Annotated in this window: 18 protein-coding genes and 4 pseudogenes; 3 read left to right on the top strand and 19 right to left on the bottom strand. The window is 33.2% G+C overall.

Translation table 11 applies throughout. The features are described 5' to 3' along the window. The 4 genes and pseudogenes from AC1DKZ_RS10485 to AC1DKZ_RS10470 form a co-directional block, all read right to left on the bottom strand. Nucleotides 1-266: pseudogene (locus AC1DKZ_RS10485) on the bottom strand (BC_2427 family protein); the annotation flags it as partial. Nucleotides 267-393: 127 nt separating this feature from the next. Continuing rightward, a complete protein-coding gene (locus tag AC1DKZ_RS10480; protein ID WP_002065863.1) occupies nt 394-1089 on the bottom strand; it encodes a CsxC family protein in 696 nt (231 codons plus the stop codon). Between the two features lie 714 nt (nt 1090-1803). Beyond that, nucleotides 1804-2112: pseudogene (locus AC1DKZ_RS10475) on the bottom strand (GNAT family N-acetyltransferase); the annotation flags it as partial. Between the two features lie 249 nt (nt 2113-2361). After that, nucleotides 2362-3459 carry a YheC/YheD family endospore coat-associated protein gene (locus tag AC1DKZ_RS10470; RefSeq protein ID WP_033708463.1) on the bottom strand — a complete coding sequence of 366 codons (1098 nt, stop codon included), beginning with the start codon at nt 3457-3459 and terminating at the stop codon, nt 2362-2364. A 123-nt stretch (nt 3460-3582) separates the two neighbouring features. Here AC1DKZ_RS10470 and AC1DKZ_RS10465 point away from each other — a divergent pair, with 123 nt between their 5' ends. Next, nucleotides 3583-4806: an ATP-grasp domain-containing protein gene (locus AC1DKZ_RS10465; protein ID WP_002084978.1), complete on the top strand. Its 1224-nt coding sequence runs from the start codon at nt 3583-3585 to the stop codon at nt 4804-4806. A 323-nt stretch (nt 4807-5129) separates the two neighbouring features. On the opposite strand, the gene AC1DKZ_RS10460 is transcribed toward AC1DKZ_RS10465, so the two are convergent. From AC1DKZ_RS10460 to AC1DKZ_RS10450, 3 genes and pseudogenes are all read right to left on the bottom strand, one after another. Then, the gene (locus AC1DKZ_RS10460; protein WP_476996162.1) at nt 5130-6485 is read right to left on the bottom strand and encodes an RNA-guided endonuclease TnpB family protein; all 1356 of its coding nucleotides are present in this window, start codon (nt 6483-6485) and stop codon (nt 5130-5132) included. Between the two features lie 21 nt (nt 6486-6506). After that, nucleotides 6507-6661: pseudogene (locus tag AC1DKZ_RS10455) on the bottom strand (transposase); the annotation flags it as partial. 522 nt (nt 6662-7183) lie between these two features. Next, nucleotides 7184-7918, bottom strand: a pseudogene (locus tag AC1DKZ_RS10450) (BC_2878 family exosporium-associated protein). Nucleotides 7919-8218: 300 nt separating this feature from the next. On the opposite strand from AC1DKZ_RS10450, the gene AC1DKZ_RS10445 reads away from it, so the two are divergent. Beyond that, complete coding sequence (locus tag AC1DKZ_RS10445) at nt 8219-8539, top strand: hypothetical protein (protein WP_002032538.1); 321 nt, start codon at nt 8219-8221, stop codon at nt 8537-8539. Between the two features lie 54 nt (nt 8540-8593). On the opposite strand, the gene AC1DKZ_RS10440 is transcribed toward AC1DKZ_RS10445, so the two are convergent. The 5 genes from AC1DKZ_RS10440 to AC1DKZ_RS10420 form a co-directional block, all read right to left on the bottom strand. Next, on the bottom strand, nt 8594-10129 hold the full coding sequence (locus tag AC1DKZ_RS10440; RefSeq protein WP_476996161.1) for an MDR family MFS transporter: 1536 nt from the start codon (nt 10127-10129) through the stop codon (nt 8594-8596). Between the two features lie 23 nt (nt 10130-10152). Next, the gene (locus tag AC1DKZ_RS10435; RefSeq protein ID WP_219302706.1) at nt 10153-10860 is read right to left on the bottom strand and encodes a polymer-forming cytoskeletal protein; all 708 of its coding nucleotides are present in this window, start codon (nt 10858-10860) and stop codon (nt 10153-10155) included. Between the two features lie 25 nt (nt 10861-10885). After that, nucleotides 10886-11596, bottom strand: a complete 711-nt coding sequence (locus AC1DKZ_RS10430) for a bactofilin family protein (protein WP_242309453.1) — start codon at nt 11594-11596, stop codon at nt 10886-10888. A gap of 13 nt (nt 11597-11609) precedes the next feature. Further along, nucleotides 11610-12233, bottom strand: coding sequence for a YhbD family protein (locus AC1DKZ_RS10425; protein ID WP_429688355.1), 624 nt, complete (start codon nt 12231-12233; stop codon nt 11610-11612). Nucleotides 12234-12391: 158 nt separating this feature from the next. Next, entirely contained in the window at nt 12392-14173 is a 1782-nt protein-coding gene (locus AC1DKZ_RS10420) for an ABC transporter substrate-binding protein (RefSeq protein ID WP_476996168.1), read from the bottom strand. Nucleotides 14174-14235: 62 nt separating this feature from the next. Here AC1DKZ_RS10420 and AC1DKZ_RS10415 point away from each other — a divergent pair, with 62 nt between their 5' ends. After that, nucleotides 14236-15441, top strand: a complete 1206-nt coding sequence (locus tag AC1DKZ_RS10415) for an MDR family MFS transporter (RefSeq protein WP_476996160.1) — start codon at nt 14236-14238, stop codon at nt 15439-15441. A 14-nt stretch (nt 15442-15455) separates the two neighbouring features. Here the strand turns inward: AC1DKZ_RS10415 and AC1DKZ_RS10410 are convergent, their stop codons facing one another. The 7 genes from AC1DKZ_RS10410 to AC1DKZ_RS10380 form a co-directional block, all read right to left on the bottom strand. Then, the gene (locus tag AC1DKZ_RS10410) at nt 15456-16160 is read right to left on the bottom strand and encodes a YjgB family protein (RefSeq protein WP_476996159.1); all 705 of its coding nucleotides are present in this window, start codon (nt 16158-16160) and stop codon (nt 15456-15458) included. A 24-nt stretch (nt 16161-16184) separates the two neighbouring features. Continuing rightward, complete coding sequence (locus AC1DKZ_RS10405; RefSeq protein WP_476996158.1) at nt 16185-16583, bottom strand: hypothetical protein; 399 nt, start codon at nt 16581-16583, stop codon at nt 16185-16187. Between the two features lie 158 nt (nt 16584-16741). Next, nucleotides 16742-17239, bottom strand: a complete 498-nt coding sequence (locus tag AC1DKZ_RS10400) for a hypothetical protein (protein ID WP_431181803.1) — start codon at nt 17237-17239, stop codon at nt 16742-16744. Nucleotides 17240-17285: 46 nt separating this feature from the next. After that, the gene (locus tag AC1DKZ_RS10395; RefSeq protein ID WP_016091580.1) at nt 17286-17432 is read right to left on the bottom strand and encodes a hypothetical protein; all 147 of its coding nucleotides are present in this window, start codon (nt 17430-17432) and stop codon (nt 17286-17288) included. A gap of 151 nt (nt 17433-17583) precedes the next feature. Continuing rightward, nucleotides 17584-17979 carry a hypothetical protein gene (locus AC1DKZ_RS10390; RefSeq protein WP_002084959.1) on the bottom strand — a complete coding sequence of 132 codons (396 nt, stop codon included), beginning with the start codon at nt 17977-17979 and terminating at the stop codon, nt 17584-17586. A 92-nt stretch (nt 17980-18071) separates the two neighbouring features. Further along, the gene (locus tag AC1DKZ_RS10385; protein WP_002013368.1) at nt 18072-18314 is read right to left on the bottom strand and encodes a GlsB/YeaQ/YmgE family stress response membrane protein; all 243 of its coding nucleotides are present in this window, start codon (nt 18312-18314) and stop codon (nt 18072-18074) included. A 124-nt stretch (nt 18315-18438) separates the two neighbouring features. After that, the gene (locus AC1DKZ_RS10380) at nt 18439-19404 is read right to left on the bottom strand and encodes a nucleoside hydrolase (protein ID WP_476996157.1); all 966 of its coding nucleotides are present in this window, start codon (nt 19402-19404) and stop codon (nt 18439-18441) included. Nucleotides 19405-19465 lie beyond the last annotated feature (61 nt).

Here is a 19465-nt window from a genome sequence, read left to right as displayed (position 1 = left end):
CTTTCTTTCTCTAATACAATTACTTTTTCTTCTTTTGCTGATCTAGTTTTTTCACTTTCTTTCTCTAATTCAATTGCTTTTTCTTCTTTTGCTGATCTAGTTTTTTCACTTTCTTCCTCTAATTCAATTGCTTTTTCTTCTTTTTTTGACTCTGTTTCTTTACTTTCCTTTTTTTCTCTTATTTCGCGCGAATCATCTTGAACATTCAGCATTTTCCATTTGTAAACTTTGTTCCATATTTCCTTACCAACCCATGGCTTATTCATCACCATCCCCCCATCTGATGAAATTCATAAAAATATGCTTTTTGTACGCGACCATTCCATCATTATATATGTTTTATAATAATAAAAAAGACATTGTCTTTTTATTAAAGACAATGCTTTTTTAGTCTTATACTTGTACTTGTTGTACTTGTAAAACTTTTAAAGTAAGGTCTAGTACAATTTTTTCACGAAGAGTTCCAAATGGCTCGTTTAATTCTGTTGGACAAGGTGAAAAGTCTAATTCGAAAAATTGAGCACTTACTAATTCGACATATGGTTGTTCGTTATAAAAAACTGAATTTTGGAAGAAGTATTTATCTAAACGTGGTAAATCGCCGTTGTTAGGATTAATAAAATGAGATGTAGTGTCTGAAGAAGCAGCTATTAAAGCTAGTGATAGAAAATCAGCTTCTGTTAGATCTGCAAAACCAGAAAATGGAACATTTGCAATGCGATCATATAGAACTCCATTACACTCATCATTTGCATATTCAATATTTTTACGAATATACCCTTGTACAAATAATTTTCCTCTTGTAACTCGGTTGTAAGGTGTACCAACTACCGGAGTAAATGCTACAGGAACTAACTTACCTTGTGTTAAAAATACATTTTTTAAGACACGTTTAATCTCAGTTGCTGGAGGATCTAATGGAACATCGGCTTCTACAACAATTTGAATTGTTCTTTCCGCTAATACAACTGGTATTTTTACGATTGGTGCTCCTGGAGTAGTAATTGGTGTTGCTGCAGCATCACTTAATGGTGTTTGGGTTTGTCCCGCTACCTGACATGGTACATTAATTGGGCATTGTTCACTCATATTTTATAATCTCCTTTATATGAAAAATTTAGAGCTTTTTAACTCTCTATACTGTATATGTTTGTCTTCTATTAATGCGTGGGTTTGTATCATAGTCACTTTTATCATTTACAAAAAAAAGAGTAATTTCCCTTTAATAGTCAAATATACACAACTTAATATACTGAGTTTTTATGAGTATTTACCGATAAAAAATAAAATTTATTAACTCTCATCGTGGGAGAATAAAATGATATGTTAATTAAGTTCCGTAGTAAAAAAGATAACCATATTTTCAAAGAAACTTTCAAAAAATCTATTCTCAAATTTATTAAAACAGATAAATTTAACTTTATTGATTTCTTCATTTCATAATATCTATACAACTGCAATTTAATATTGGTAGCACCTTATTATTAAAAAATAAAAACCGACTTAATAAAGTCGGCTTTTATACCCAAATTGTTGTGGGATCACTTCATCTTTAATTCATATCGTTTTTTTCCTCTTACCTTTTCCAATAGAATTTATCAATACTTCTATTGAAAACAATCTTGTCGTTGTTCTCCCCTCTAATACTATTAATTAACATCTCTCTTAATGCCTTTAGTTTAGGTAAAATTATCTTTGGATATTTTATATTTGTAATTATAAAAAAGGACTAATTGATGTTAATTTAATTGGATTTTCTAGCCTTTTTATTTTGTACAATTCAATTCGTACAAACTCGTTCAATTACCTATTATTCACAAAATAAGTATCATACGTCTTATCAAAAACATATCCTAGCTTTTCTGCAAGTTTAGCAGATGTATTATTCACTGCAGCCCAGTTTAGGTATTTCCCTTTTTCTAAACAATCCAATATAATAGCTGCACTAACTACATTCGCCCATCCCTTTCTTATATGATCCAGATCGGTAGCAACTTCAATTTCAATCCCATCATCATAAATACCATACGATGATGCACCGCATACGACGTCTCCTTTATAGAAAATACTATAGCCAATCCCTCGATTTATATAATCATCTGTCAATTGAAAAAGTATATCTTGTACAAGGGGTGACCTATTTACGTAAATCATTTGATGGACTAGCGGCTGTTGGGCGCATACCAGACGGAAATTTGATGAAGCCTTAAAGGCTTTATCTGATTCACAGAAGGGGAAAAAAGTGAAGTAAACAAAAAATAACTCCAAAAGCAACTTCTATTGTATATTTTGGAGTTATTTTACACTTTATTTAAATTCGTAATTTTCTGTTTATATATATATATTTCTATTTTCCTTTTCTTATTTATGTTTATCAGCTAAGTATCTAGCATAGTGAACTAAATTTCTAGCTACATCTAATTCAAGATTAAATATATTAGGTACGCCTGGTCTCCAATTCACCTCAAACAACCACAATTTTTGGTTTTCATCAATCCCAACATCAATTCCTAACTCATCAAATAATACATCCTCATATAAAGAATTAAAATGGTTAGAAAAACTTACCGCAAATCGTTCTAAATACCTTTGAACATTATACCAATCGTTATCAAACTCCGTTTTTAAAAAAATATCTAAATAAGTACTATAACCACCGCTAGCCATATTTGATACAACACTTCCTAATGGACCTATTCTCGGGAATATTGAAGTAATAACCCACTTTCCTTCTCCATTTCTTTGAACATGCAATCGAAAATCATAAACATGACCAGATTTCATTTGACATGAAATAAACTGTTGAACTATGTAACCTTTCTCTTGAATCTTATCAGACAAAAAACTTAGTAATTGTTTTTTATTAATAAGTGAAATTTGTTCTGACTCATTCATACTGTAATTTATCCCATGTTTTTCAATAAAAATAATACCCTTACCTTGATGTCCAGAAATTGGTTTAATAATAAGTTTTTCATAACGATTAATCATGTCAAAAAACTTATTAACATCATTTAATTCATAAAAAGGAATAAGATATTGCTTAAATTCCCCTGCTTTTTTTATTCTGTTATATACACTTAATTTATCTCCAATTGAATGACTTGTGAACGGAACTTTATCATATAAATAATCAAAAATTTGCTGATTTTTATCACTAACATGAACACTTGCATTATAAATAACATCAGGAAAAGAAAATTCTTGTTCAACCCACTTACCATTTTCATAAGTTTTACCTAAAATTTTCTCAGTTTCTATATTTACTTTCCCTAAAGTAAAATAAAAAAAGTTTATACCTTCAGCTTTGGCTACAGCAGCATAAGTATATGCTTTCTTTACGACATTCGGATCTTTCCGATGATGAAGCATACCAATTATAGTCATATCGGTTCCTCTTCCCCTCTTTTTAAAGATCTTTTTCAAAACAAATATCAACTTCATTATATATATATTCATGTTCTCCTTCATTCAACCATTTTTCGAAAAATCCAGAACAAGCTTAACCTCATTTTAATATTCTACCTATAGAAATATTATATCTAAGGGTTTATAAAATAATTAAGGTTAGGGTGGCATAAGATGGATACTATTGTTTTTATTGAAACAAATAAATCTGGATCAAGTAGGGAAGCAATCAAAGCAGCTGAAAAACTTAATTTCTTTACAGTTTTGTTAACAAAAAAAACAAAATTTATTGAAGAACGTGATACATTCCCTGATGTACATCAGATGATTTTCACCGATATAAATGATTATGATAATATAATTACAACAATTGAAAAATTAAATAAATCAGGAAAGAACATAAAAGGGATCTTTAGTTTTATTGACCCCTTTGTTTATCTGGCTGCACGTTTATCAGAAAAATTCTGCTCAAATATTGTATCTACTGAAGCTATCTATCGGATGGAAAACAAAATATTAACTCGTAATGTCCTTAAAGATTTACCAATCTCACTCAACTATTTAATTTACAAACCAACAGAACCATTATCATCTTTTCTTAAAAAAAATAAAAAGATAAATTTCCCTCTTATTGTGAAATCCCCTAAATCATCAGGATCAAAAGATGTATTATTAGTAAAAAATAAAAATCAATTAATTTTATCTATACAAAGTCTTTTAAAAAAACTACCTAATGAAGAAATTCTTCTTGAAGAATATGTAGATGGACCTCAGTACTTAGTCGAAATTTTAGTTCAAAATGGAAAAGTCCATATTATAGCAGTAATTGAACAAGAAATTACACTCTTTGAACGTTTTATTGTTACTGGTTATTCTTTACTAGGACAGGTAGACAAAAGTCTATATAATAGTCTTTTCAATGCAGTTAATTCTGTTATTCAGGCTTTTAATATGAAAAATGGAGCTTGTCATCTAGAACTCCGGAGAATAAATAATGATTGGAAATTAATTGAGATAAACCCCAGAATATCAGGTGGAGCAATGAATGATATAATTGAAATTGGACATGGAATCAACTTAGTGCAAGAGACTATTCAGTTAATGTTAGGAAATAAACCTTCACTAAATAAAAAACATCATAAATATGTATACACTCATTACCTAACAGTTAAATCTAAAGGAAAACTAATTCGAGTTACAGGAAAGAACCGTAGTTCTAAATATCCTGGTGTAGAGAAAGTTTATATAAAACCTAAAAAAGGAACTGTCTTAAAACCACCTACATCAATGGGACATCGATGTGGCTACGTTTTAGCAGCATCCTATTTTAAAACAGAAGCTAAAAAAATAGCTTTAAAAGCAGCTAAAGAAATTTCATTTGAAATCCAAAAAGAATAAATATAACATAAAAAACAAGATATATACACCAACTGGTCAACTACCCCCACTGAGTTGAAACGTTTCAGTGGGGGCTTGAGTTAGAACTCTAGGTCTTTTCGTCTATCGCTAGATAGTTTGACGCTCTAGAATTCATGCCACCTTACAGTAACACCCCAAGTATGTTTTTGGTTGGTACTAGAAACGAACAATCGTTTCCCCACTTGCACCACCCTTTCGAAAAAGAGCAATTCTTCCTTGTGGAAGAAGCCACCACTCAGATGACTCCGGCGTGTGCTACAAGCCCCGACAAGTCGAGTACACATGGATGGCTGACGCACCCACTAAGCTATGCACGAAGCAACAGCCTTACGTTTTTGCACTTCTAATAGAATCGGCGTTTTCACTTTGAGATTGTCATCCAATTCTACAACTCTCGATTTTTCCAATGTATTCAATGCACCATTAATATCAGCATGAATACATTTCCCTGCTTTACTTTGGTACAGACCACGAGTGATCCGTTTGCCGCTAAAACGATAATGAGTTCTATCATCCTTAGACCAAACTGGAATCGTATCTTTATCTAGAAAACTAGCTTTTGAAGTATAGCTTTCTTCTTGTTTTAAAAATCGGATACCTTCTTTTACACATTTATTCTCAATTGCTGAAATCAGTTTATGAAATGGGATTTGAACAAATGTTTGATTATTCTTTTTTCCCATATCAGATTTTTGTTTCCAACCAGCCTTATACCCTACGGCAACCGTATCTATGTTGCATGCTTTCACTTTTTTGAACAACAAGCCTACAGTTTGTGAAATGTAACCATTTATTTGTCTTTCCCGTTTATGCCAAAGTGCAGCCATTTGATTCGTTACAACTCGTTTTGAAAGTCCGTTTTCAATATTTTTCTGTTGGAGATTACGTATCATTTTGTTGAAGTACTGGTTAATGGATTTTAGTTTTTTTCCATCAATTAAAAATGCATCACCTGTATTTGTTACGCAACTTAATAATCTATCTACACCTAAATCGCAACTCAAAGCGTTACTAGTAGTCGTGGATTGTTTCTTCATTTGAGAAACGTGCATTTCATATGTGTAATGCACCTCAAAGAACCGACCTTTTTGCTTCGGTACAATCTCAATGTAGGAGATTTTTTTATTTCTTAAGTTTTTAGGCATACGTATTTTAATGGAACCGAATTTTTTTCTGAATGCAACATTCATCGGAATCATCCAATACCCGTTATCATCCACTTTTGGAACTTGATAGATTTCAATGATTCGTTTGTCATTTGAACGAGAATAATTCGGAAACCTAGGACGACCTGTGAAGGTTTCAGGTTTTTTCTTCCACTGTTCCAATGCTTTAAAAAAGCTCTTCACTTCTGTAAATAAGGCTCTACGAATCGCTTGAACAGAGTTTGATTGAATGCCCCAGTAGTTCATATCGGTTTGCATGGCAGTGTCCACTTCTTTTACAGTAGCCATTTTATTATGGTTCAAATAACTTTGTTTAATCGTGTACAATCCAACATTTCGCAACGCTTTTGAACTATGTGACATGCGTTGCAGTAAGCGGAATTCTTTTGCTGTGAGGCACGCTCGTCCAATATTCTGTTTCTGAGTGAATCGTTGCATGTTTTCTCTTTTTTTTTGTTTACGTAATACTTTCACTGCTCTCTTTTTAGTCATTGTTTTCACCACCTTTCTCAGAGAGTTCATTAAAATTATTTCTTTCCTAAGATAATGTTTTATCTTAGGAAATCTCGTTTCACGAAACGAGAACTAACACTTTTGTAACTGTTAATTACTTTTGACAAATCAATATTTGGAACTAAACGGAACTAAATGTGAACATGGTCTTCATCTTAATTCCTTTTTGCTCAAGTAACCGAATGATTATTATCCAATTTCGTTGTCTTACGATATATTCCCTCCTTATCTACTACAGATTATATCGTAAGACAAAAAGAAACGAATGTTCCCCATCAAAAAATTGTTATGAACGAAACAAAAGAGTTCAGCCTATTGACTGACGGCAAGAAGACTCCACCTGAATTGTTGGGTTTCACCCGTAACACAAATCAGATGGAGTCTTCTTGCCGAAAAGGATAAAAAAGTTCACTCCTTATCTACATTTATAGAAGGAGTGAACTTTTTTATTATGCAATTTTAATTTATTTACTCAACAAGCGACTCCAAAATGACTTCTTCTGTTCTGAAGCTACTATTAAGCATGTACTTTTATATAGTTTTTCGAATACTTACAAATGAGCTTTTATATAATTAAAAATGTTCTCCGTAAATAATAACAAAGTAATGTTTTTTATTATTTTATAAATTTTTTCGAAACATACAATTTTAACTAAGAGGGTTAATCAATAGATACGTTATAACTCCTTCTTAGAAATAAAAGATTCCGTCGCACCATTTTTATATATTTTAGTCAACTTAATAATTGACTTGTACGTATTATTGTCATTCATTATCATCTTTTTCATCTCTTCTATTTCGGCATTACTAGTTCCACTCTCTATTTTTAAACAGTTCGAAATGGAAAGATATCCGCTTGATGCTAAAATAATAATATAAGTAACATCAGGGAAATTAATAAATAGCAATCCAAATTTCAAAGGATTCCCAGCTGTATCCGATAAAATTAATCGAAAATCTAACAGTTCAGGTACTAGAACCAAATCTTTAGAAACAATCGCTTCACCTACTATAGTAATTTGCTTTACTACATTCCCAATCTCATCTAAAAATTCAACACATCTAGGTGGATCAATCATTTTTGCCTGTAAAGATAAACTTAATTCAGGGTTATTAAAATCGAAGAATAGTGTACTTCCCTCAGTTAAACAATGTGGACAAACATTTCCAAGTAAACGGAATTCCTCTTCAATAAATTTAACTTTCGTTTTACAACTACAAACTTTCCCTATTCGAATCGCATCAATTTTTGAACAAGCTACAAATATTACCTCATCGTCTTCTTGTACAAATGACACGATACCCTTCATCTTGTTAAATGAAAGGAAATAAGATACAACGATTTCGTTTCCAGCTATTACGATACTCTAAACCTTTGTAAAAGATTCTAGACTTTGTAAAAATTCACATATACTAGTTTGACAACATTGACAATTTCATTTCGGCTCGCAATCTACTTACATTCAATCCCTTCCCTATATGTTTTTATCTAATACACATAATATGAGCGGGATATATGAAAAGCTTGGACAATATAATTTTAGCGTAAGGATATAATTAGTTACGCCTAACATCAATATGGAAATTACACCAATAATAAGTAATAACACATAATTTTTACTATAAATACATATAACAATTTCATCTTTCAATGAAAAAGCGTTATAATGAGGTGCAGCCTCTAAGATTACGTAATAAAGGAGATTAAAACAATGACTAAAATTAAAGTATATCAAGTAAAAGAAGAAAATATGGAAGCAGTAAAAAACATCATTGATGTTGAGGAACAAAACCCAACTGCTGAGAACTTACAAAATCTATATACATGTGTATTAGATACTGAAGATATGGCATTACCTGAATCATACGTTGAAGAAGATATCTTAATTGATTCTATGGAAGTTATGGTTAACGCTTCTCAAAGCAAGCTAAGAGACTTAGGTACATATGATGTAATCGAAGTTCAAAACAAAGGTAAGAAAACACAAATTTTATTATTAGCAGACGAAGAATACGAAATTATCGAAGGCTAATTCGACTCCGTACATAAGAAAAAGCTCCTTTCAAAATTGAAAGGAGCTTTTTCTTTATGCTTTTGATGTTTCACTTTTCACCTTGTTTTGTTCTTTTTTATATACCATGCGCTCATTTCCCATAAAGAAAACGAATACGAACGCTAAACTTGCGGGGACTAACGCCCACATAAATGTCTGAACGATTGAACTAGAGAGAGCTTCAATAATTTTATCTAATATTTGCGGCGGAATTTGAGATCTTGCCGATTCTGATAGAATAGCTCTTGAATCTCCTAAAGCGTTTGTATTCATTCCCCCGCTCATACCTTTAAACGATTCTTCTAATTGATCCTGGAAACCAGTTCTTTGAATCATTCCGAAGATTGTAATACCAAGTGTCATACCTAATGAACGAATGAAGTTACTCGTTGAAGTCGCTGAACCGCGTTGCTCCATACCGAAGTTATGAATAGCAGCCATACTTAGTACAGAGAATGAGAAACCAACTCCAAAACCGATAATAACCATATAAATTGTTAATAATATACGACTTGTTTCTGGCGTTAATGTACTTAATAAGAATAATCCGATTAGCATAATTACAGCAGAAATAATCATAATGTTTCGGTAGCTAAGTTTCGATGTTAAAAATCCACCTAACTGTGCTGTAACTACTGATCCTAACATCATTGGTAATAACAATAAACCTGAGTTTGTTGCCGTACCACCGTATACGCCTTGAATAAATAACGGAATGTACACAGTTGCTGACATAAATGCCGCCCCGTAACATAAGGCAATAATTGTACTCATTCCGAATAGACGTTGTTTAAACATCTCAAATGAAATGATTGGTTCTTCTACTTTTCGTTCAATAACAATAAAAGCAATTACTAAAATAGCGAACCCAGCAAATAAACTTAAAATAAAGCTAGAATCCCAATCATACTTTTGTCCGCCTAATTCTAAGGCGAACATTAAACAAACTACTGCACCAACTAAAGTAATTGCGCCAAACCAATCAATCTTTTGTTCTCTATGAACTCGTGACTCTTTATAAAATAATGTAATAAAAATAAGTGCTAAAATCCCAAGTGGTAAGTTAATATAAAACACCCAGTGCCAGCTAATATAATCCGTAATATATGCGCCAAGTAATGGCCCGAAAATACTTGATAAACCAAATACTGCTCCGAATAAACCACCCATTTCCCCGCGCTTTTCTGGAGGAAAAATATCAAAAACGATAGTAAATGCGATTGGCACTAGTGCCCCGCCGCCAATACCTTGAATGGCACGATAAATACCTAACTGTGTAATGTTTTCAGCAGTTCCACAAAGTGCCGAACCAATCATAAAGACGATTAAACCGAAAATAAAGAATCTCTTTCTACCATACATATCTGATAGTTTACCGAAAATCGGCATACCTGCCATTTCTGCGACCATATAGGCAGAAACGACCCATACAAAATTTTCAAGGCCTCCTAAATCACCAACGATTGTTCCCATCGCTGTTACGACAATGGTATTATCCATTGATGCCATTAAAATCCCTAGCAATAAGCCCGCCACAACAAAACCGAGCTTATTATTCTTCTCAACCATAACCTTGCTCTCCCTCATACTACTTATATTTGTTTATGTTCTTTTACGACTGCATTACCTTTCTGATTAAAACTAGTGTGATATTCTACTACACTAATTTCACAGCCAGGGCCAATTATAACATGATTTCCTCTTACTACGTCTGCTATTGTATGTTCTAAATAAATATCATCCCCTTCAATAATTGATGTTTGAAGGCTTCCTGCATGACTTGTAAAAGGAATAAATCTCGATTTTTTACGTACTGTAATCTTTTTCCCACCGATTTCTCTCACTTTACTTCCTTCATAACGAAGTGAGATTTCAATATTTTCAGCATTAAGCAAACCATCACTTTCAAGACCACCAGTTAGTAATAATTCCTCTACTTCTATATCTCCCTTTACATTTAAAGCGCCTTTCACATCTACGAAATCACCGGATAGCTTCCCTTTAAATTCTATCATACCTCTAACTTTTGTTTTATTAATTTGTCCGTCGCCTTGTACTTGGGCATTGCCATATACTTTTACATATTCCGCCTCCATATTCCCCTGTACTTCACTATCTCCATACACGACATAATTTTTCGCTTTCATATTGCCACGTACTTCACTCGTACCATACGTTTTAAAATCATTACAACTCATATGATTAGAGATTGTTCCTTCGCCGCGTATCTTTACTTTGTTATAATCTCCACCTGCTGAGCTACCCGATCCATTTACAGTAAGACTATGTTGATTTTCCATACCGATTCCTCTCTCCCTTTTAAACTTAAACTTGCTTAATTTCTTTTACATTTGCGCTTTTATCAACAGTAAGAACCCCAGTATATTCAATTAGTTCAATCTCACAGTTCGGCCCTACAGTAACATTGTTTCCCCTTACTGTTTTAATGTGAGCATAATCAATATCGATATTGTCACCTTCTAGCAGTTCAGCTTCTAACTGTAAGCCAAATACTGTTTTAAATAGTCTACTAAAAGCACTCAATCTATGTTTTACTTTAATGGTTTGGCCACCAATTTCTTTCGCTCTACATGTACCATGAATATTTATATTAATTTCATCTGCGCTTAATAATCCACCAACTGTAAATTGTCCTTCTGAAGAAAAAATATCAACTTCACAATTACCATCAATCGTCGCTTGACCATTGATCTTAAATTCTTCACCAGTTACATTACCACCTATCGTCCCTTTTCCTGCAATTTTTAAAGTGGTCGCCTTTACATCTTGTGTAATTGTCCCTTTCCCATCGATTCGCATCATCTCTGCACTAACTGTACCCTCAACTTTACCTGATCCGCTAATTCTCGCATCGCCACTTTTCAAATCACCAGTAACAATTCCGTAACCATTACATTCAAATTGGTCGCACTCAACGTTTCCATTAACAGTTCCTTTTCCATTTAGTTGCACTTTATGGAACTCTCCACCGTTTGATGAACCATATCCGTTTATAATTAAATTTTCTGTACGCATTATTTCTCCTCCACTACAACAGTTTAGTTTTTAATGCTTCGGTATATTTCATAATTGCTACACGTAAAACAATCTTTGTTCCCTTTTCAAAAATTAAATCCTCAACGCTTGATACTAAGAAGCTTGTAGAAATCCCTAACTTCCGAATAATAACTAAGTCACAATTTTTATGTTTAATCGCTTCATAATTTTCACGTAAAACTTGTAAAACCATTTTCCCTTCTTCTAAGCTAACGTCTCCTGATTGAAGAAGTTCTTCTAACACGTATACATAAAGAATATCTGCAAATTGAAAATCCGCCATTTTGTTCGTTTGCTCCATGAAAAATTGTAAAACAGGTTCTGATGTAATTTCTTTACGAATGAGATCTTCCTTTGCTAAAAGAATCTCTGTTACGCTTGGTGAAAACATATTTGCCAATTCATCAAGCGATAGATCCTCTTTCATCGTTTGAATTTTATCAATACGCTCTAATATCTTTTCTTTTGGAAAAAATGTTTCCTGACCTGTGAACGTTGACTTCCGTACAAACCAATCTTCCGGTATTAAATTTTTTCTCTTCCACCTATATAACTGTCCGTATGAAATACCAGTTAACTCTAATAAATCTTTTTTTGAAATTAAATCTGTAATCAACTGTATATCACTCCTTCCTAATAACAATGTAACATAACACTGTTACGCTGTAAATGAACTTTTATAACATGTAGCGTAAAAATGTGCAAAACAAACTTCATTTCCATACAAAAAAGGTTCTTACACATCTTACTAAAATGCATAAGAACCTTTATATATCAAGGCTTAAACCATATTTGATAAAAATCAATCCAACCTTGTGGATTAATCATTATATTTTGCACTTTTTCGTGTGAACTTACTTGCTGTTTGTTACGATATAAAGGAATAATATGAATTTGACGTAACAATGTGTCTTCAATATCGTGTAACAGTGTCATCCGTTTCTCTAATTGATTCTCTATAAAATAAGACTGCAATACTTCGTTAAATTTTATATTGCTATGTTGATGAATAAAGCTGTTTTTTGTAAGAAACATATATAGTAAACTCTCTTCAATACGCTCACTAATTGTCGCACTATCATGTATTATATCAGCCTTTTGTATCGTACTTGTTTGCAATAACTCTTTTGTTTCAAGAAAAACGACTTCAATAGTGACGCCATACTTCGCACACTCTTTTTGTATCCAATATGAGTCTTCAACATGATCTTGTTCTGTAAATGTATATAGTCGCAGTGTTTCATTACTGTAAGAGCTCTCTTTAATAAGCGTATATATGTCCTCATTTATATGTATAGTGCCACCCTTTGTTAGAACCAATTCTTCTGCTATTTCTCCGCGCGCTCCTTGCAATTCCTCGATAAGCGCATTGCTATGAATGATTTTATGTAGAGCTTTCCGAAACATCGTGTTTTGCATAGGTCCTTCTTTTGCGGTATTTAATGTAATGTATGTTACATTCGACTCAAGTCTAGTTAGTTCTTTATGATGCTTTTCTATATTGTTATAGTGTGCTTTCGCTAAAATATCGCACGTATTTACGCTGTGCTCTACATTCCATAATTCAATTCGATCGAGAAATGGTCGCTCGCGAAAATATAAATCATTTGCTTCTAATACGAATACATCCTCATTCTTTTCACATAATCGAAACGGTCCAGTACCGATTAACCTTCCATCTCCATCTTCATCTTCATTTACAATAGAACACTGTTCTGTACTTAAAGCATGTAAAAACAACTTATTATCTGTAGATAAACGAATCTGCACAATGTAGTCATCAAGAATATGTAAACTTTCAACGTGCTGTAACATCCACGCATGCGGATTATTTTTCGCTTTCAAGAATCGTTTAAATGTATGTACAACGTCATAAGCAGTAAATTCTTTCCTGTTATGAAACTGAACACCTTTTCGTAAGTAGAAGGTCCATATATATTTCTGGTCATCATATTCCCAATAAAACGCAAGTCTTGGCTCTACACTGTTTGTATTTCCGTCTATATACACTAACGTGTCGTATACATGTTTTACCATATGACATTCCGAACGCATCGTAGCGTATACAGGATCTAATGCAATATCTAGATTCATTTGGACTTGCAAACGTAGCACATCTCTTCTCCCTTTAGATGTCCTTTCGACTTGATAACCGAATATCGAATCAATCCACGTTTGAAATTGCGTTTGAAGTGATGGAAAATACGAGCTATATCTTTCAATAAATGCACTTCCACTTTTTACGTCCCCTTGTTTCGTTATTTCTTTTCCTCTTTCTAAAATTAAAGAAAGTGGATGTTTTTGAAATAACAACTTTGAACGATTTCCTCTCCCTCGGCCTGGAAACCACATAATCCAATTAAATTCTTCTAATTTTTTTATGATTAATTTACTATTTCGCTCTGTACAAAATAAAGTTTCAGATATATTTTGTATTGTTATTTCTAATTGTTCTCCCTCTGATCTCCCTTTTCCATACTGGAGCCACAGGTGCATATATTGCTCCAAAATAATCATAAAACGCCCCCTAAAAGATGAAAAATCTTCCTCTTTCATTCTACCCTTTTTCATTTCTGGCTTCCATCTTATCATTTCAATATAGAAAGGAGGAAATAAAAATGAAGTATCTTTTAAAACGTTATAATAAGCCTATTCTCATTCGATTGTTCGGTGAATTGTTAGTCCGAACGACTGAAGCGATGTTAGCTATCATTTTTATCGTTCATGTTAATAAAGCGTTAAATGGTAATGTCATCGTTACAATGCTTCTTTTCGGATTACAGCCTCTCGCTGATATTGTGTTTACATTAATCGCTGGGGGTGTAACAGATAAATACGGCCGAAAGAAAATAATGTTACTCGGATTACTTTTACAAGCTTTTGCCGTAAGCGGCTTCGTTTTTGCTGAATCGGTCGCCTTTTTCGCCTTATTGTATGTAGTAAATGGTATTGGTCGCTCTTTATATATTCCGGCACAGCGAGCACAAATCGCTGACTTAACGAAGGAAGAACAACAGGCAGAAATATTTGCTGTTCTGCATACTACGGGAGCAATCGGCTCTGTAATTGGCCCATTAATCGGCGCCTTTTTCTATACTAGTCACCCTGAGTATTTATTTATTTTGCAAGGTGTAGCCCTTACGCTATATGCTATTCTCGTTTGGACGCAGCTTCCTGAAACAGCTCCACTCATGAAAAACGTTAATAAAACTAAAGAAGTATATTCGCCAAAACAATTTATTTCAAAGCATTACGCTGTGTTTGGACTTATGGTTTCTACGCTACCGATTAGTTTTTTCTACGCCCAAACCGAATCAAATTATCGTATATTCGCCGAAAGTGTATTTCCAAATTTTCTATTTGTACTCGTGTTTATCTCAACTTGTAAAGCTGTCATGGAAGTGCTTCTCCAAATTCCCCTTGTGAAATGGTCTGAACAGTTTTCTATGCCTAAAATCATTGTTATTTCCTATACTTGCTTTACGTTAGCTGCGATTGGCTACGGTTATTCCACGACAATATGGTCATTATTCTTCACATTGCTCTTTTTAGTAATTGGGCAAAGTATAGCTTTGAATCACTTACTACGATTCGTTTCACAAATCGCTCCAAGTCATAGACGCGGATTATATTTTTCTATATACGGTATACATTGGGATATTTCAAGAACTTGTGGGCCTTTTGTAGGTGCATTGTTATTAAGTAAATTAAGCGGTAGTACTCTATTTTATATTTGTGCCTTCTTATTAATAATCGGTGGTATCATTCAAGCTTTTTTTGTTCAATCGTTAGAAAGAAACAAAACAAAAGAGCTGTCCCTATAGGAACAGCTCTTCATTTAACCTGCCATTTTATTAATACTATCCTCCGGTGAGAACACAGAAATATGATGTACTTTACCAGTCGATTTTGGAATTACGAATTTCAATTCAAACTGGTCATTTACTTTATAAACATAAATTTTATCATTACCATTTTCTTTAACAGACACTGGTTTTCCTAAAGCCTTTTCGATTTCTTGTAACGTAATCGATTTGAGCTCTGAATGGTAAGAGCGTACGTCAAAGACTTGTGATCCTTTATTAAAGCCAAATGCTACATTTTTACTTGTAAAAGTTGCATACATCCCGTTTCCTGCTTGCTCCGTCTTATCAGCTTTCCCCCACGCCTTCTCTATTTCTTCTATATCTCCTGTATGCGCTGCATATGGCACGTTAGGTACTTTACCTTCTTTCGCTTGCTCAAATAAATCTTTTACATGGTTAATTGATTTTTGATTAAGCACTGTATTTTTCGTATTAGACTCCGTTGAAGGTTTTACCGATTCTTGACCTTTTGGTTTTTCCACAGGTTCTTTCTCTTTTTTTGGAGCAGTCTCTTCATTCTTTTTACTCTTTTCTGACGTATCGCTCTTTTTTTCCGTACTATTTTCTGATGTTGAATTAGTTTGCTTCTTTTCCTCAGCGTTAGTACATGCGGTTAAAGCCGCTACACACGTTAAAGTTAGGAAAAATATAAGTACTTTCATATATACTTTCATCATTTTCAACCTCCCTCTTCAATATATTCACTTTTGTAACCATTCCATAACACTACTCCTCAAATTATTTTTTCCCCAAAAAGTAAGTGCTTCCGTTTCTCCGAAAGTACGGACCATATACTCTATATATGATTTTCCTAAAAAATAACCGAGTCGGTTGTATCCGAAATAAGTCCCTCCTGATAGACGGAACCATTCTTTCTCTTTTTCAACTGTCCATCCTTCAACATAATCCTGTAAAAAACGTTTCTTAATGTTCTCTTCAATTTCTTTATAATATTGTAACGATGAATCACCATTACTACGAAACTTAAAATACTCTTCGAATGCCTCTGGGTGCATATCATAATATTCGTTCAAGTCATGTAATCCTATATCATTGCTTTCCAAAAGCTTTAAAAAGCTTGGAATTGTATTGTTAATCATCTTATTCATCTCCTTATTTACACCTTCTCTCCTTACTCGTTATATCCTTTTTCTATAACTTAAAATACACTGTCACAAAGGCTCCTTTAAATGCAAAAAACCAGCAGGGAGTGAATAATCATTCCCTGCTGGTTTAATATTTTTGGGGTTTCTGAAATTTAATCAAACCATTTGTCGCCGTCAGAAATCCATTTGCTGTTATGTAAATCAAAGCATTCATCATAATCATGAAAACTAAAGTAAGACGGTAATTTAACGCTCGTACCACCTGCTTTATTCCAGCACATAGCAAACCATTCCACTATAGCTTTCGTTTCAATTTCAGATAATGCTTCATCGTTTTCTTCATAAAACTCCCAAAATTCGTCTGATTCGTCATCATGGAATTTATAATATTCTACATCATCTATCAAATTGTGACTACCAGAAAAGACACTGCTATCCTTTCCTTCATAAAAAACTTCATTTGCTCCTCTATCCATCGAAAACATGACAACGGACATTTCAAATGACTGAACAAAAGCTGTGAAATCTAATATATCTATCCCTTCATAATAATTAAACTGAAGTGTCTCTTTTATATTTCGAATCAAATCATCCGATTTTTCTTCGAGGCTTTTTTTTAAAGAATTTGTGTAATTTTCTATTGTAAACAAATTATCTCCCCTAAGTAATGTGTCTATTTAAATTATAAAAATAAAATTAAAAGGTTAATCTTAACTTCTTTATGTATGTAGTGAAAGTGCTTTTTACAGTTTTAAAATTGTGAGCAAATGTATTGTCCCCACTTAACGATGTGATAACAGTTAATCCTACTGCTTTTATAAAATGTTTTACATCTACGAGCACAGAAATAGCCTCCATGAATTTAGTTACGCCAATTATAACAGAAATGTTGCGGGTGAAACATGGAAGAAATATAAAACTACACCTACTAAGATTACCTATTTATATAATTAAAAAAGCTGCCCTATTAAAGGACAGCTTCAAATATGTATTTTTACACTTCGATAGATTTACCGTCTTCAACGATATGGTAAAGTAAGTGCGCTAAATGATGAATTGGACCATTTTCTTCCTCTTCTTCATTTGTCTCACCTTGGAATTCAAGATCATTTAAGTATAGTGCTAAAAATTGATAGAACAATTTCAAATCAAATCCGTAGCAAGCACTTGGTTCTTCATGATCTCCTTCATATTGTAACATTAAGTATTGCTCGTTTCCTTCTGTATCTTCAGCATCAAAGAATACGAAGAAACCAACGTTTGTATCTAAATCAAATAGATGACGAGTACCTTTTTCTGTTGCTTTCTCGAAGTCCTCTTCACTTAATTTATGTACTGTTGTTGCCTTTGCATTATCCTCTTGATGAAAATTTACTGTAAATGATTTCAATGCTGACACCTCCTGTTTGTATAACAGTAGCATAACAGATTAGACAACATAATACAAAGGGACTGCTTACAAATGTAAACAGTCCCCTGTATTCATTTCCGCATTGCACGGAATATAAAGCTTACGATGAAAATCAAAACAATCGCGCCTATTAAAGCCGGAACAATCGCATATCCGCCTATAACAGGTCCGAATTTACCAAGTAACGCTGTACCAAGCCAAGAACCGACAATACCTGCAATAATATTACCGATTACACCGCCAGGTACATCCTTCCCAGTAATTAAACTTGCAAACCATCCTAATATACCACCAACGATTAAAGACCAAATCATATCATTTCCTCCTTTATAATTGACCAATAAAAATTATAATCAGAAACAATTGCTTACCATTAGTTATGTTACATTTTTCGTAAGTTATTCGTCTTATGAAAATCATTCAAATCTGCGCACCCTTTTAAGGACAATCTGGCTTCAATATTGTTCTCATAAATTCGTCTTTAAACGCTTGATAATTAAATTCAACGGCAATTTTTTGTATAGGACGATTATCAAACGTCGTTGGCTCAGCTATTTTTCTAAAATCTGCAACACTTTGACCTCTCGTTACATCATTCGTCGTACTAATCCAAACTGCTGATTTTTTATATTCAAAAATATCATCATTTATTAATGAAATGAACGGAAGTAAATCGTGAATCGGACTCCCAGCAATACCTGGATATTCTTTTTTGTAAAAGTTCTCGTAATAAAAATCGATCATTGGCTTAATAAGTTTCGCCTGCCCGGTTCCTTCTTTATCAATAATATCGACCATTTCAGGAGTAATAAGAGCACGCTGCGTTACATTTAACGGATATATAGTAGCATTCTGCGCATATTTCATAACGATATTCGCGGCAATTGGATCGCCGTAAAAATTAGCTTCTGATACAGGTGTAACGTTTCCCGGAAATAGAAAAGCACCGCCCATTATATAATAAGAACATACTCGATTCATTAAATTGGGGTACAATAAAAATAATGTTGCAAGTGTTGTTAATCGTCCCGTCGCGACTATAATAATATCTTCTGGACAAGGCTCAATTAATTTAATCAATTCACAAAAATTTTCTCTGTCACAAATTCTCATTTTCGGTGGAATAATTGGACCTAAACCGTGATCCCCATGAATTTCAGGGAAAAACAAAGGTTCTTCAGCTGTCATTGGTCTACTGGCACCTTCAATAATCTTCACTTTTGTAGCATAGTATCTTTCTAAAAAATAAACATTTTCCGTAACAATTTCTCTTGATACATTTCCATACTCTGCAACGATACCGATAATATCTAATTTGCATGTTTTATTCGCATAGATTAACGTTATTGCATCATCAATACCAAAATCTCCGAAAAAGATTATTTTTTTATTAACTTTCCTCACCCCTCTCCAGCATAATCTACTATTATTATTATGCGAAAAAGACAAGGCGGTGAAACAGAGA

It is taken from the genome of Bacillus sp. 05T21 (assembly GCF_056396785.1).
This window is presented reverse-complemented; position numbering and strand designations above follow the sequence as displayed.

What these genes read in the sequence shown, in the direction of transcription:
- AC1DKZ_RS10480 (WP_002065863.1), bottom strand. Translation starts at nt 1,089, where the DNA reads ATGAGTGAACAATGCCCAATTAATGTACCATGTCAGGTAGCGGGACAA.
- AC1DKZ_RS10385 (WP_002013368.1), bottom strand. Translation starts at nt 18,314, where the DNA reads ATGATTTGGTCTTTAATCGTTGGTGGTATATTAGGATGGTTTGCAAGT.
- AC1DKZ_RS10405 (WP_476996158.1), bottom strand. Translation starts at nt 16,583, where the DNA reads ATGATTAACAATACAATTCCAAGCTTTTTAAAGCTTTTGGAAAGCAAT.
- AC1DKZ_RS10440 (WP_476996161.1), bottom strand. Translation starts at nt 10,129, where the DNA reads ATGGTTGAGAAGAATAATAAGCTCGGTTTTGTTGTGGCGGGCTTATTG.
- AC1DKZ_RS10460 (WP_476996162.1), bottom strand. Translation starts at nt 6,485, where the DNA reads ATGACTAAAAAGAGAGCAGTGAAAGTATTACGTAAACAAAAAAAAAGA.
- AC1DKZ_RS10470 (WP_033708463.1), bottom strand. Translation starts at nt 3,459, where the DNA reads ATGAATATATATATAATGAAGTTGATATTTGTTTTGAAAAAGATCTTT.
- AC1DKZ_RS10420 (WP_476996168.1), bottom strand. Translation starts at nt 14,173, where the DNA reads ATGAAAGAGGAAGATTTTTCATCTTTTAGGGGGCGTTTTATGATTATT.
- AC1DKZ_RS10430 (WP_242309453.1), bottom strand. Translation starts at nt 11,596, where the DNA reads ATGCGTACAGAAAATTTAATTATAAACGGATATGGTTCATCAAACGGT.
- AC1DKZ_RS10445 (WP_002032538.1), top strand. Translation starts at nt 8,219, where the DNA reads ATGACTAAAATTAAAGTATATCAAGTAAAAGAAGAAAATATGGAAGCA.
- AC1DKZ_RS10415 (WP_476996160.1), top strand. Translation starts at nt 14,236, where the DNA reads ATGAAGTATCTTTTAAAACGTTATAATAAGCCTATTCTCATTCGATTG.
- AC1DKZ_RS10465 (WP_002084978.1), top strand. Translation starts at nt 3,583, where the DNA reads ATGGATACTATTGTTTTTATTGAAACAAATAAATCTGGATCAAGTAGG.
- AC1DKZ_RS10410 (WP_476996159.1), bottom strand. Translation starts at nt 16,160, where the DNA reads ATGATGAAAGTATATATGAAAGTACTTATATTTTTCCTAACTTTAACG.
- AC1DKZ_RS10435 (WP_219302706.1), bottom strand. Translation starts at nt 10,860, where the DNA reads ATGGAAAATCAACATAGTCTTACTGTAAATGGATCGGGTAGCTCAGCA.